The organism is Solirubrobacter soli DSM 22325 (assembly GCF_000423665.1).
In the GTDB taxonomy this organism is placed as follows: Bacteria; Actinomycetota; Thermoleophilia; order Solirubrobacterales; family Solirubrobacteraceae; genus Solirubrobacter; species Solirubrobacter soli.
Window position 1 is genome coordinate 21,057 of sequence record NZ_AUIK01000026.1, and the last position, 12,987, is coordinate 34,043.

Genomic DNA, 12,987 nt, shown 5'->3' on the forward strand with positions numbered 1-12,987 from the left:
TTGCCGCTCGGCAAGGTCTCACCCTCGACCTGAGGATCAGAAGTGGGGCCGGCGGCGCCGCTCGAGGCGGAAGAACACCGCGACGGCCCCGGTGAACGCGACCGGTCCGAGCGTCGCGATGAGCTCCGCGGGCAGCACGAGCGCCGCGGCGACCAGCGCGGCGGCGGCGATCGCCACGACGCGCAGCATCCGCAGCACGTACGCGATCCCGTAGCCGCCGACGAGGAAGACCACCCCGGCGCCGAACCACACGGGAAACAGCCACAGCGCCAGGTCGCTGCCGAACAGTCCGGCGACGAGCGCGCCGACGAGGGCGGTAACGCCGACGACGAGGAGGCCATACATCACCGAATCGGGCATCGACGCGCAAGGGTACGGGCGGACGGCGGCGTCCGCTATCACTTGGCGGCGTGACAACAGCGACGTTGGGCCGCCAACGACAGGGGCAGGTCTACGTCGCGCTCGCCGCGATCGCCTGGTCGACCGCGGGGGTGTTGCAGCGGCAGCTGACCGTGGGGACGGCGACGCAGGTCGCCGGGCGGGCGCTGTTCGCCGGGATCGCGCTCTTCGCCTACGTGGCGGTGGTCGACCGCGGGCGGGTGCTGCAGGCGTTCCGGTCGGTCGGGCTGGCCGGGGTCGCGGTGGCGCTGTGCGTCGCGATCGCCTCGGCGAGCTTCATCGCGGCGCTCAACCACTCGAGCGTGGCGCGGGTGCTGTTCCTGCTCGCGCTCTCCCCCGTGCTGGCGGCGTTGCTGGCGCGGGTGACGCTCCACGAGCCGATCTCGCGCCGCACGTGGATCGCGATGGGGATCGCGCTCGTGGGTGTGAGCGTGATGCTCGGCACGCCGGGCGACGGGGACCTGGTGGGCGATGGGCTCGCGTTCCTGTGCGCGAGCGCGTTCGCGGTGATGGTCGTGATCACCCGCTGGCGGCATGACGTCTCGATGGCGCCGGCGACGTGTCTGTCGCAGGTGCTGCTGGTCGTCGTGTTCGCCCCGTTCGCCACCGCGAGCGAGGTGGGCGGCGCCGACGTCGTCTGGCTGATCGCGCTCGGCGTCGGGCAGATCGCGCTCGGGTTCGCGCTGCTGACGGTCGGCGCGCGGCTGATCCCCGCGGCGCAGGTGGGCCTGATCACGCTGCTCGAGGTCGTCCTCGGCCCGCTCTGGGTCTGGCTGGCGATGGACGAGAAGCCGGGCACCCCGACCCTGATCGGCGGCGCGATCGTGATCGGCGCGATCGTGATGCAGACCGGGTCCGACCCCGAGCCGCCGCCGGCGCCCCACTAAAGAATGAAGACGTACCCCTTGCGCGGGTCGGCGTTCCCGGCGACCAGCGCGTCGTAGGCGCGGCCGAGCGCGTCAGCCCCGCTGCTCACCTCGATCTCGAGCAGCTCCGGGACGCGGTCGGCGAACGCCAGCCACGCCCGCCCGAGGCGCCGGTTGAACTCCGCCGGCCCGAGCTCGTGCGCGCGCCGCTCGACGTGGGCGGGGGCCGAGAACACCTCGGGCTGCGCGCCCGGGAGCGCCTCCGAGCGGAAGGACGCGTGTTCCCAGTGCGCCGCGCCGACCATCAGCGACGCCCGCACCCCGTCGCCCGCGTGCTGATGCACGGCACTGCGGACGTCCGGCGCGCCCGCCATGTCGACGAAGACGAGCTCCGCGTCGCCGAGCGCTCCGATCTCGTCGTACGTGACCACGCGGTCGTAGCAGCCGAGACCTGACGTGAACTCCCGGTTGCCGGGCGACGTCAGGCCGACGATCTCCGGTCGCTCGGAGCGGGCGGCGAGCTCGAACGCGGTCGAGAACGCGGTCTTGGACGACGCGCTGGCCAGGACGACCGCGCCGGCGCCGAACCAGTCCGCCTGCTCGAGGTGGTCGGCGATCAGCCAGCCCGTCAGGAACAGCGGTCGCAGGATCGCGTTGGCGTCGTCGTGCGCCCGCGGGTAGCCGTTCTCCTCCGTGGCCGCGGCGTAGCGGTTGTAGACCGGCGCCAGCTCCCGGCGCGCCTCGGAGGACTCGACGAACCCCTCGCCCGTCGCTTTCGCCTCCAAGGTGACCGCGCTCGACATCGGGAAGTAGCCGTAGAAGCGCTCGCCGACCCCGATCCCGTCGACGCCCGTCGCGGTCACCTCGCCGAAGCCCCACGCCGGCAGCCGCCCCCACCCCTCGGGCGCGGCGAAGAACCTCCAGTAGCCGAGCCGATCGCCGAGCAACCCGTAGGTGAGGTTGTTGGCGGTGAGGGCGAAGCGCTCGACGCGCAGCCGCAGCGAGCCTGGGCCGGGCGCCTCGTCGGCGTCGCCGTCGGTGACCTTCCAGGCGCGCAGGTCGTCGCGCCGAACGAGAAAGTCCGTCACGCCGCGACGGTACCACCTGGTTTCCTTTCGGAATGGATTCCGTCCTGAGCGGCGCGACGCCCCAGCTGACCACGGCCGACGCGGTCGCGATCGGCGCGAGCGCGTTCGGTGTCGCCGCGACCGGCGCGCGCGACCTCGGCAGCGAACGCGACCGCACGTTCGCCCTCGACGACATCGCGATCCTGAAGGTCTCCAACGCCGCCGAGGACCCCGAGGTGCTCGACATGGAGGCCGCGGCCGCGCTGCACATCCACGCGGTCGACCCGGGCCTGCGCGTCGCGCTCCCCAAGCCGGCGACGAACGGTGAGCTGCGCGCCCGCTGGCAGGACCACTGGATCCGCCTCTACGACGTCCTCCCCGGCAACAGCCGGATCGCCGCCGCCGACCTCCCCGACCCCGCGCTGATCGCCTGGGGCGAGACGACCGCCCGCCTCGGCCAGGCGCTGCGCGGCTTCACCCACCCGCGCGCGCACCGGACGATGCCGTGGGACGTCCAGCACGCGCTGTCGGCCCGCGCGATGCTCGACGACATCCGCGACCCGCACGCCCGCGCCACCACCGCGCGGATCCTCGACGCGTTCGAGGATCGAGCGGTGCCCATCTGGCCGCGGCTGCGCGCGCAGATCGCGCACACCGACCTCACCGTCGACAACACGTTGACGGATGACGACGGCCTGATCACCGGGATCATCGACTTCGGCGACATGAGCCACACGGCGCTGATCACCGACCTCGCGTCGGTGCTGGACTCGCTCGGCGACGGCCGCGAGGGCGACGAGCTGTTCCGCATGGCCCGGCTCGTGATCGACGGCTACCAGCGCCGCGTCGTGCTCGAGGACGCAGAGCTCGAGGTGCTCGGCGTCGCGTGGGCCGCGCGCAGCGCGATCACGATCGCGATCAGCTCCTGGCGGGTCGCCCAGGGCCTGGAGGAGCAGACGTTCGCCGAGCGCTACAACGCGACGAGCCTGCGGGTGCTGGAGACGTTCGAGAGCGCCGGCTTCGACGAGGTCGCGCGCCGGCTCGGCGCACCCGCCCAGCGCCCCGACCCGTCGCTCGCCGCCCGCCGCGCGGCCGCGTTCGGCCCCGCGATCGACCCGCTCTTCTACGCGACGCCGATCGAGGTCGCCCGCGCCGAAGGCGTCCACATCACCGACACCGCCGGCCGTCGCTACCTCGACGCCTACAACAACGTGCCGTGCATCGGCCACGCGCATCCGCGGGTGACGGCGGCGATCGCGCGCCAGAGCCGGGCGATCAACACCCACACGCGCTACCTGCACCCGACGGCGATCGAGCTCGCCGAGCGCCTCACCGCGACCTGCCCGCCGGAGCTCGACACCGTCCTGCTGGTCAACTCCGGCTCCGAGGCCAACGACCTCGCCTGGCGGATCGCGACCGCGGTCACCGGGCGCACCGGCGGGCTCTGCACCACGTTCGCCTACCACGGGATCACCGAGGCCACCGCGGCGCTGTCGCCCGAGGGCTGGCTCGACGGCGTCCGGCCCGCCCACGTCGAGACGTGGGAGCCGCACGACGCCGCCTCGTTCGCCGCTGCCATCGACCGGCTGGGGGACCGCGGCCTCGCCGCCGCAGTCCTCGACGGCCTGATCACGAGCGACGGCATCGCCGACCTCGACCCCGGTCACGTGCAGGAGCTCGTGCGGCGCACCCACGCCGCCGGCGGCCTCTGGATCGCCGACGAGGTCCAGGCCGGCCACGGGCGCACCGGCGACGCGCTCTGGTGCTTCGAGCGCTTCGGCGTCGTGCCGGACTTCGTCACGCTGGGCAAGCCGATGGGCAACGGCCACCCGGTCGCCGCGGTCATCACCCGCAGCGACATCGCCGCCCAGCTCGTCGGCCACGTGACGCTGTTCAGCACCTTCGGCGGCAACCCCGTGAGCGCCGCCGCGGCGATCGCGGTCCTCGACGTGCTCGAGGACGAGCGCGTGCTCGACCGCGTGCAGCGCACCGGCCGCGCGCTCGGCGCCGCGCTGCGCGCGTTGGGAGTCGGGGACGTCCGCGGCGTCGGCCTCGCCTGGGGCGTGGACCTTCCCGATGCCCGGAGCGTGCGCGACCGGATGCGCGAGGCCGGCGTGCTCGTCGGCACCACCGGCCGGGACGGCAACACCCTCAAGATCCGCCCGCCGCTGGCGTTCGACGAGACCCACGTCCCGGTGCTCGTGGACGCGCTCGCCGGGGCGCTGTGACGCTCACGCTCCAGCAGCTGCGCTACTTCCTCGCGGCGGTCGAGCGCGGCTCGGTCTCCGGCGCCGCCGAGGCCTGTTTCGTGTCGCAACCCAGCCTCTCGGAGCAGCTGCGGAGGCTCGAGCAGGGTCTCGGGGTCGCCCTGTTCGTCCGCACCAACCGCGGGCTGGTGCTGACCGACGCCGGGCGGCTGCTCGTCCCCCGCGCGGAGCGAGCGGTCGCCGCCGCGCGCGACGCCGAGGACGCGGTGCGCGAGGCGGGCGCGATCGTCTCCGGCACCGTCGCGTTCGGCGCCTTCTCGACCGCGCACCACCTCCTGCTCGGCGCCGCCGTCGCCGAGTTCCGGCGCCGCTACCCCGGTGTGCGGCTGCGGATCTTCAGCCGCAACTCGACCGAGACCGCGGACGCGGTGCGCCGCGGCGACCTCGAGGCGGGCCTGGTCGCGCTGCCGGTGGACGAGCGCGGTCTCGTGGTGGGCGAGCGGGTGTGGACGACGGAAGCCGTCTACGTGACCGCCGACGGCGACCGCCTGCGCGGGGAGCCGCGCTCGATCCAGCAACTCGCGGCGGCGCAGCTCGTCCTCCCGGAGGTGCTGGCCGGCAACGAGGACCCGACGCGGCGCCAGCTGCGCGACCGTGCCGCCGACGCCGACGTGCGCCTGGAGCCGGTGGTCGAGGTCGAGTCGCCCGCGGCGGTGCTGGACCTGGTCGTGCGCGGCGTCGGCGACTCCGTGACCTCACGCGCACTGATCGACGACCTCGGGCTCGCCGACCGGCTGGCGTGGGTGTCGCTCGACCCGCCGCTGATCGAGCGGTTCGCGTTCATCACGCCGCGCGGCGCGCCGGCGTCGCCCGCGATGACCGCCCTGATCGCGATCATCGAGCAGCATCTCGCGTTGATATAGCCCAGCCCTATAGCCGACGTCGAACATCCGTGATGGACGGCGGCGCCCGCGCTGGTCATTCTGCCCTTCATGACCACTGATCGGTTTTGCGTCATCGGCGCCGGCGCGGCCGGACTTGGAGCGATGGAAGTGCTGCAGCGGCACGGCATCGCGTTCGACTGCTTCGAGCGCTCAGAGCGCGTCGGCGGGCACTGGCACACCGACTACGAGTCGCTGCACCTGATCACGTCCCGCGACCTCTCGGGCTTCGCGGGCTACCCGATGCCATCGCACTACCCCGTGTACCCGAGCCGCGACCAGATGCGCGACTACCTCGAGGGCTTCGCGAGCGACACCGGCGTGCGCGCGCACGTCCGCTTCGGGGTGTCCGTCGACCGGATCGAGCCGATCGGCCTCGACGGCTGGCGCGTCGCGACCTCCGATGGCGAGACGCGGGAGTACACCGGCGTCATCGTGTGCAACGGGCACCTGACCGACCAGCACCTGCCGACGTACCCGGGCGAGTTCACCGGCCGCCAGATCCACTCCGGCGCCTACCGGTCGATCGACGACATCGAGGGCACGCGGGTGCTGACGGTCGGCGCCGGCAACTCCGGCTGCGACCTCGCCGTGGACGTCGCCAACGCGCGGCTGCAGTCGACGATCTCGATACGGCGCGGCCAGATGTTCCAGCCCAAGGCCGTCTTCGGCCGCCCGCGGGCGGAGATCGGCTGGATGGCGAAGCTGCCCGTCAAGGTCAACGAGCGGATCGCCCGCTTCATGTCCGACATGGTGATCGGCCCGACCCGCGCCTACCGCGGCCTGCCCGAGCCGCCCACCCGCAACCTCAACGAGCTGCCACCGGTCGTCAACAACCTGCTGCCGTACTGGATCCACCACGGCCGGATCGACGTCGCCGGGGCGATCGAGCGGCTCGACGGCAAGACCGTCCACTTCGTCGACGGAACGAGCCGCGAGTTCGACACGATCCTCTGGGCGACCGGCTTCAACGTCTCGCTCCCGTTCCTCGACCGCAGCCTCATCCGCGAACGCGACGGCGTCCCGCTGCGCACCGCGGGCCTGACGCTGCCGGTCGGCGCCGAGAACCTCTACTTCGTCGGGCTCGCGGCGCCGCGCGGGCCGCAGCTGCCCGTCTATTCCATGCAGACCGAGCTCGTCGTGCGGATGCTCAAGCTCGACCCGGCCCGCCGGACCGCCCTGGCGGCCCACTTCGCCGAGATCGACGTCCCCGACGCGCGGATCGACATCGTGCGGGCGATCTGGAACCGCCAGCTGCGCGACGCCCACAAGGCGCTCGACCGCGCCGCGCGGGTGGAGCGGGTCGCCCGATGAGGCTGGCCGGTCGTGTCGCGCTGATCACCGGCGGCGCCCGCGGGCAGGGCGCCTCCCACGCCGAGCGGCTCGCCCGCGAGGGCGCTCGTGTCATCACCGGCGACGTCCTCGACGAAGCGGGCGAGGAGACCGCCGCCCGCCTCCGCGGCGACGGGCTCGATGTCACCTACCGCCGCCTGGACGTCACCGACCCGGCCGACTGGGCCGCGGCGGTGCCGGACCGCCTCGACGTGCTGGTGAACAACGCGGGGATCATCCACGTCAACCTGTTGATCGAGGAGACGCTCGAGGCCTGGAACCGCTTGCTGGCCGTCAACGCGACCGGCACGCTGCTCGGCATGCAGGCCGCGATCGGAGCGATGCGCGCGGCCGGGGGCGGCTCGATCATCAACGTCGCCAGCATCTTCGGCGTCACCGGCTCCGAGGGCTACATCGCCTACACCGCGAGCAAGGCGGCGATCCTCGCGATGACCAAGACCGCCGCGCTCGAGCTCGCCGCCGAGGGCATCCGCGTCAACGCGATCTGCCCCGGGGGCGTCTCCACCACCATGAACGAGGACGAGCCCGAGGGCGGCGTCGTCCCGCTCACCCCCCTCGGCCGCCGCGCCCACGTCTCAGAGATCTCGGGCGCCGTGGCATATCTGGCGAGCGACGACGCGAGCTTCGTCACGGGCACCGAGCTCGTGATCGACGGTGGGTACCTGGCTCGCTAGGAGTCTGTTGGCGAATGGTCGGTCCGACCGATGTGGTGCAGCCCGCCAGTGGCTCGGGCCGCACGTGCTCGCGATGCGCCCCTCTGGGCCGTGAGCCGCGCGGGTGGCGCGAGACGCCGCGGATGCGCCGCAGCGGGCGTACCGGTATTCGTCGAACCGGCTCCTCAATCGACGCGGATGACGATGCCCGTGATGCCGTTGAGCACCGCGGCGACCCCCGCCCGCACGGCGCGGGTCGCCCGCTCGGGCGTGAACGTCCTCGGGTCGTAGCTGTCGGACATCTTCAGGCCCTCGCCGCGGAACGAGGCGCCCACCCAGTCGGCCGCGGTCACGTTGTAGGTGGGCTCGGCCACTTCGGCCCCGATGATGAGGAAGTGCTGGTCGAGATGGTTGGCGGTCACCAGCGCCAGCGGGTCGACGAGCTCGTTGCCGGCGCTGATGATCAGGTCCGGCTTGAGGTCCATGGCCTCGCGGATGCGTGAGATGAACTCCGTCGGGGCCTTCGCGGTGACGGTCTTGAGGCTCGCGTCCTCGTCGTCGGCCCAGTTGGTGACCGCGCTCGCGAGGGTGCGGGTCGCCTTGTCGGTGCCCGCGGTCAGCAGGACGACGCGGTAGCCCTTGGACGGGTGGACGCCGTCCCAGGAGCCGGGGCGTGGCGTGATCGTCGCCTCCGGCGCGGGCTTTCCCTCGACGAACCCGGCGCCGAGCTTGCCGATCGCGGTCGGTTTCGGGTGTGGCTGCGACCAGTCGTCGGCTCCGCAGCCGGCCACGACCACGGCGATCAGGAGCAGCGCGAGCAGCGGACCTCGGGGCACCGCACTGTCTTAGCCGCCTTTCCGGTCGGTCGGTGGCATCCGTTCACACATCGTTCACCGCTCGTGCACCGGTGGTCGAACAAGATCGGCCTCGGTCATGGCTAACCCTCTTCGCCTTCGAGGCCGTTCCGCCATCGCGGCGGCCGTCGCGGCAGGCCTCCTGCTGCTCACCGCCGCGTCGGCCTTCGGTCACGGATTCAGCTCCGTCGTCTACGTCGATGCCACATCGCCCGGCAAGGGCCACGTGCGCACCGAGCTCGGATTGGAGTACGACCTGCTGGTCGTCTCGGCCGCGGACGCCGAGAAGGACGATCCGCTCTTCAAGACCGGGACCCCGGCGTGGGAGGACCGCGACGACCAGGCCATGGCGGCGGCGCTGGAGGCGCACGCCGACACGGTCCTCGCCTACGTGAGCAAGCGCTTCGGCGTCGAGGTCGACGGCGGCGGCGCGTGCACGCCCGCCTACGACGGCGGCTTTGAGATCAAGCAGCGCGTCGGCGTCCCCTACGCCTTTGTCGCGCTCGACTTCACCTGCCCACCGGGCGGCAACGCGCACATCGTTCGCAGCGGGCTGTTCCCGGACGGCGAGGAGTACGTCAAGGGCACGAAGACGATCGTCACCTACGACCTCGACTTCACCCACGGCAGCGCGAGCCTCGAGGCCGCCCATCCGTCGTTCTCCACCCACCAGTCGCTGCTGGAGCGCTACTGGGAGTTCTTCCGCCTCGGCGCTGAGCACCTCTACACCGGGATCGACCACATCCTGTTCCTGCTGGCGCTGATCGCCGGGTCGCGGCGCCTGCGCGAGATCGTCCTGACGGCGTCGACGTTCACGCTCGCCCACTCGGTGACGTTCATCCTGGCCGCGCTCGGCCTCGTGGCCGTGCCGGCGGCGATCGTCGAGCCGACGATCGCGTTGTCGATCTCGGTCGTCGCCGCGCTGCACCTGTGGCGGATCTTCAAGCGCGGATCGCAGGCGACCGAGCTCGAGACGACCGGGCACGGGCTGATCGGCCTTGACGCGTCGGGGCGGGCGCGGCTCGTGGCCGTGTTCTGCTTCGGCCTCGTGCACGGGCTCGGGTTCGCCGGCGCGCTCGGGATCGACGAGGCGTTCTCGTGGACGCTGCTGTCCTCGCTGCTCGTGTTCAACGTCGGCATCGAGTGCGTGCAGCTGGCGATCATCGCCGCCGTCTTCCCGATGCTCGCGCTCCTGCGCCGCCGCGCGCCGCTCGCCGGGCTCTCGGCGACCGGTGTCATCGCGGCGGGCGTGTGCGCGATGGGCCTCGTGTGGTTCGCCGAACGAACATTCGCACTCTGACTCTCATCTTCTGCTCATCCCTTTGCGACGGCTTCTTCACATCCGAGGGCACCGGCTCGAACAAGCTCCTCGCCGTCCATCCGCACTCAAGGAAGGGAACCACTTGAAGTCATCTCATTCGCCGGTTGGTCGCCGGCGAGGTGTGGTAGCCACGGGCCTGGTGGCCCTCGCCGCGTCGGCGGCGTTCGGCATCGGCTCGATCACGACCGCCGGCGCTCAGGCGCCGGCCACCAACTCGGCCGTCGTGCTGGGCGTCGGCGCGAACGCGTCGCAGCGCGTCGTGTCCTGGTACACGTCGGCCAACACGGCGCAGTCGGTGCAGGTCGCCCCGACGTCGCAGCTCGTCAACGGCGAGTTCCCGGCGAACGCCCTCACGTTCGCGGCCACCGTCACGGCCAACTCGGTCAACGGCGGCTTCAACGGCCACGCCGTCCTCAGCGGCCTCTCGGAGGACACCGCGTACTCGTACCGCGTCGGCGCTGACGGCGGTTGGTCGGCGACGTACACGTTCAAGACGCAGAAGTTCAACGGCGCCTTCGACTTCCTGTTCTTCGGCGACCCGCAGATCGGCTCGTCGGGCGACGTGCCGAAGGACGGCGCGGGATGGGTCGACACGCTGAACGTGTCGCTCGCCGCGAACCCGGACGCCGAGCTGCTCGTGTCGGGCGGCGACCAGGTCGAGACCGCCAACACCGAGACGCAGTGGAACGCGTTCCTGGCCTCCGACAAGCTGCGCTCCTACCCTTGGGCCGCCACGATCGGCAACCACGACGTCGGTGGCAAGGCCTACGACCAGCACTTCTGGACCCCGAACACGGACCGCTCCGCGGCCTTCTACCAGGGCAGCCAGACCACCCAGTCGGGCGGCGACTACTGGTACGTCTACAAGGACGCGCTGTTCATCCACCTGAACTCCAACGCGTACCAGAACGGCGCTGACCCCGCGCACATCAACTACATCACCAGCGTGGTCAACGCCCACGGCTCCGAGGCTCGCTACACGGTCCTCGTGTTCCACCACGCGATCTACTCGCCGGCGTCGCACGCCAACGACGGCGACAACAAGATCCGCCGCGTCGACTTCCCGACCGCCTTCTCGAACCTGGGCGTCGACCTGGTCCTCGCGGGCCACGATCACAGCTACTCGCGCTCCTACGCGCTCAAGAACGGCCAGAAGGCGAACGCGAGCGAGCAGCCCGGCGCCGCCCAGGTCGTCCAGGGTCCCGGCGGCGTGATCTACGTCACGGGCAACTCCGCCTCGGGCTCGAAGTACTACGACCTGACGAAGCCGGTCGCCGGCGAGTTCGGTCCGGACCCGCTCGATCCGAACCGGCACTACGCCAACTCGGTCGAGAACCAGGAGCACGTCCGCACCTACGTCAAGGTCCAGGTCCGCAAAGACGCCCTGACGGTCGAGAACATCCGCTCCGGCACGTGCGCCGCCCCGAACGCGGCGGTCGAGCTCAAGAACGTGCCGTGGTGCGGCCCCAACAACGGCGCCAGCCCGGCCCAGCCGGTCGGCTCCGTCGTCGACAAGGTCGTCATCCACGCTGCCGAGGCTCCCGCTGACGGCGGCGTCGGCGGCTCCGTCGCTCCCACCCTCGCCCTGACGCTCGGCGCCCCGGCCTCGTTCGGCCCGTTCACGCCCGGCATCGCGAAGGACTACACCGCCAGCACCACCGCCACGGTCATCTCGACCGCCGGCGACGCCGCCCTGACCGCTTCGGACCCGAGCTCCACCGCCACGGGCAAGCTGGTCAACGGCACGTTCGCCCTGGCCACCCCGCTGCAGGTCGCGGGCACGCCGCTGCCGTCGACGGTCAAGACGTACGCCGCGCCGGTCTCCAACGACAACGTCACGGTCGACTTCAAGCAGTCGATCGCCGCGAACGAGGCGCTCCGTACGGGCACCTACGCGAAGACGCTGACGTTCACGCTGTCCACGACCAACCCGTAGCGAGATGACGATGCGCCCGATCAGTCCCCGTTCGCTGCTGTTGTTGACGTTGGGACTGGTCGGGCTGCTCGCCCCACCCGCGGCCGCCGCCGACTGGACCGCCGCCCCGGCCGCGAACCAGTTCGGTGAAGGTCGTCAGGCGTTCAGCTACACCATCAACCCCGGCGGGCAGATGGAGGACGGCCTCGTCGTCGTCAACGACGGCGCCGCGCCGGTCCACGTCGCCCTGCGCACCGCCAAGGGCCCGATGAGCGCCTGGGTCCGCCCCTCGCGCGACGACGTCACGGTCCCGGCCGGCGACTCCGTCGAGGTCCCGTTCACCGTGTCCTTGCCCAAGGACGCCGCCGCCGGCGACTACGCGAGTGGCATCGCCGGAATCCCGATCCGTCTCCGGGTCGGCGGCGCGCTGAAGCCGAGCTTGGCGATCGAGGACGTCCGGATCGGCGACTCCACCGTCACCTACACCATCCGCAACACCGGCAACGCGACGTTGACCGCACACGCGGCCGTGTCGGTCTCCGGCCCCTTCGGCCGCTGGACCGCCAAGGCCGGCACGCTCCCCGACTCCCCGCCGCTGCTCCCGGGCGCCACCTGGAAGGGAACCGCACCCGTCCGCGACGTGACCCCCGCCGTGCGCCTCACGGCGACCGTCACGCTCACGCCGCTGCTCACCGACGAGGCGGGCTCGACCGCGCCACTCGCCCCGATCAAGGCCACAGGCCACGGCTGGGCGATCCCGTGGCTCCCGCTTCTGGCGCTCGTCGTGCTGATCGCGGTCGTGGCCGGCGTCGTCGCCCGCCTGCGCCGCCGTCCGGCGCGCATCGCCGCCTAGTCCAGCAGCACCCACGGGTCGAAGCGCTCGATCGGGATCACGCGCGTGCGCGGCAACGTGACCGTGAACGCCCCGACGTCGTCCTCGAGGTCGTAGACCTCGAGCCCCTCCAGGTCGGCCAACGCGCTCGAGACGAGCTCGCGGAAGCAGATCACCCCGACCCGCCGGCCCGGCACGGCCAGCAGGCCGGCGACCTGCGGCGCGAAGTCGCTGTCGTGCGAAGCCAGCAGCGCGTCCCCGCCCGCCTCGCGTTCGGCGAGTGCCTCGAGGGTCTGCTGGATCGCGACGTCGACGACCTTGACCTCGGGCGGGCCGCTCAACAGCACGGGCCGGAAGCCGATCGAGGTCAGCGCCTGGACGAAGCTCAAGGGCACCGAGGCCGTGGCGTTCAAGAAGAAGAGGCCGCGGGCGGGCTGCTCCCAGATCGCACGCGCGTAATCGAGGACGCGATCCCAGCGCGGGCGCTCCTCGGGGGCGGGGCGGCGGCCGAGCAGGCTGACGCCCAGCGTCGTGTCGATGTTCTCGCCGTCGACGAGCAGGAAGGTCTCGGCCACCGGC

General features: G+C 72.0%; 12 protein-coding genes. 8 read left to right on the forward strand and 4 right to left on the reverse strand.

Going from position 1 to position 12,987, the window contains the following annotated elements:
• Positions 1–36: 36 nt before the first annotated feature.
• On the reverse strand, positions 37–360 hold the full coding sequence (locus G569_RS0120760) for a hypothetical protein (RefSeq protein WP_157592191.1): 324 nt from the start codon (positions 358–360) through the stop codon (positions 37–39).
• Positions 361–410: 50 nt separating this feature from the next.
• On the opposite strand from G569_RS0120760, the gene G569_RS0120765 reads away from it, so the two are divergent.
• The gene (locus G569_RS0120765; RefSeq protein WP_064750412.1) at positions 411–1,286 is read left to right on the forward strand and encodes a DMT family transporter; all 876 of its coding nucleotides are present in this window, start codon (positions 411–413) and stop codon (positions 1,284–1,286) included.
• Here the strand turns inward: G569_RS0120765 and G569_RS0120770 are convergent.
• Positions 1,283–2,353 (reverse strand): DUF2855 family protein, encoded by a 1,071-nt coding sequence (locus G569_RS0120770; protein WP_028064850.1) that lies wholly within the window; start codon positions 2,351–2,353, stop codon positions 1,283–1,285. The two genes, G569_RS0120765 and G569_RS0120770, sit on opposite strands and share 4 nt — an antisense overlap.
• Before the next feature lie 32 nt (positions 2,354–2,385).
• On the opposite strand from G569_RS0120770, the gene G569_RS0120775 reads away from it, so the two are divergent.
• From G569_RS0120775 to G569_RS0120790, 4 genes are all read left to right on the forward strand, one after another.
• Positions 2,386–4,560 (forward strand): aminotransferase class III-fold pyridoxal phosphate-dependent enzyme, encoded by a 2,175-nt coding sequence (locus G569_RS0120775; RefSeq protein WP_037497979.1) that lies wholly within the window; start codon positions 2,386–2,388, stop codon positions 4,558–4,560.
• Complete coding sequence (locus tag G569_RS0120780; RefSeq protein ID WP_028064852.1) at positions 4,557–5,462, forward strand: LysR family transcriptional regulator; 906 nt, start codon at positions 4,557–4,559, stop codon at positions 5,460–5,462. The genes G569_RS0120775 and G569_RS0120780 overlap by 4 nt, the downstream gene beginning before the upstream one ends.
• Positions 5,463–5,531: 69 nt before the next feature.
• Positions 5,532–6,794 carry a flavin-containing monooxygenase gene (locus tag G569_RS0120785; RefSeq protein WP_028064853.1) on the forward strand — a complete coding sequence of 421 codons (1,263 nt, stop codon included), beginning with the start codon at positions 5,532–5,534 and terminating at the stop codon, positions 6,792–6,794.
• Positions 6,791–7,507 carry an SDR family NAD(P)-dependent oxidoreductase gene (locus G569_RS0120790; RefSeq protein ID WP_028064854.1) on the forward strand — a complete coding sequence of 239 codons (717 nt, stop codon included), beginning with the start codon at positions 6,791–6,793 and terminating at the stop codon, positions 7,505–7,507. The genes G569_RS0120785 and G569_RS0120790 overlap by 4 nt, the downstream gene beginning before the upstream one ends.
• A gap of 164 nt (positions 7,508–7,671) precedes the next feature.
• Here G569_RS0120790 and G569_RS0120795 read toward each other — a convergent pair whose 3' ends face one another.
• Positions 7,672–8,322 (reverse strand): type 1 periplasmic-binding domain-containing protein, encoded by a 651-nt coding sequence (locus tag G569_RS0120795; RefSeq protein ID WP_028064855.1) that lies wholly within the window; start codon positions 8,320–8,322, stop codon positions 7,672–7,674.
• A gap of 97 nt (positions 8,323–8,419) precedes the next feature.
• Here G569_RS0120795 and G569_RS0120800 point away from each other — a divergent pair, with 97 nt between their 5' ends.
• The 3 genes from G569_RS0120800 (at position 8,420) to G569_RS50170 (ending at position 12,429) form a co-directional block, all read left to right on the forward strand.
• The gene (locus G569_RS0120800) at positions 8,420–9,640 is read left to right on the forward strand and encodes a HupE/UreJ family protein (protein WP_028064856.1); all 1,221 of its coding nucleotides are present in this window, start codon (positions 8,420–8,422) and stop codon (positions 9,638–9,640) included.
• A 157-nt stretch (positions 9,641–9,797) separates the two neighbouring features.
• Positions 9,798–11,597, forward strand: a complete 1,800-nt coding sequence (locus tag G569_RS50165) for a purple acid phosphatase family protein (RefSeq protein ID WP_084285333.1) — start codon at positions 9,798–9,800, stop codon at positions 11,595–11,597.
• 10 nt (positions 11,598–11,607) lie between these two features.
• Complete coding sequence (locus G569_RS50170; RefSeq protein ID WP_157592192.1) at positions 11,608–12,429, forward strand: COG1470 family protein; 822 nt, start codon at positions 11,608–11,610, stop codon at positions 12,427–12,429.
• Here the strand turns inward: G569_RS50170 and G569_RS50175 are convergent.
• Positions 12,426–12,983 (reverse strand): NYN domain-containing protein, encoded by a 558-nt coding sequence (locus G569_RS50175; RefSeq protein ID WP_037497982.1) that lies wholly within the window; start codon positions 12,981–12,983, stop codon positions 12,426–12,428. The genes G569_RS50170 and G569_RS50175 overlap by 4 nt on opposite strands.
• Positions 12,984–12,987 lie beyond the last annotated feature (4 nt).

What these genes read in the sequence shown, in the direction of transcription:
- G569_RS0120785 (WP_028064853.1), top strand. Translation starts at nt 5,532, where the DNA reads ATGACCACTGATCGGTTTTGCGTCATCGGCGCCGGCGCGGCCGGACTT.
- G569_RS0120760 (WP_157592191.1), bottom strand. Translation starts at nt 360, where the DNA reads ATGCCCGATTCGGTGATGTATGGCCTCCTCGTCGTCGGCGTTACCGCC.
- G569_RS0120800 (WP_028064856.1), top strand. Translation starts at nt 8,420, where the DNA reads ATGGCTAACCCTCTTCGCCTTCGAGGCCGTTCCGCCATCGCGGCGGCC.
- G569_RS50170 (WP_157592192.1), top strand. Translation starts at nt 11,608, where the DNA reads ATGCGCCCGATCAGTCCCCGTTCGCTGCTGTTGTTGACGTTGGGACTG.
- G569_RS0120790 (WP_028064854.1), top strand. Translation starts at nt 6,791, where the DNA reads ATGAGGCTGGCCGGTCGTGTCGCGCTGATCACCGGCGGCGCCCGCGGG.
- G569_RS0120775 (WP_037497979.1), top strand. Translation starts at nt 2,386, where the DNA reads ATGGATTCCGTCCTGAGCGGCGCGACGCCCCAGCTGACCACGGCCGAC.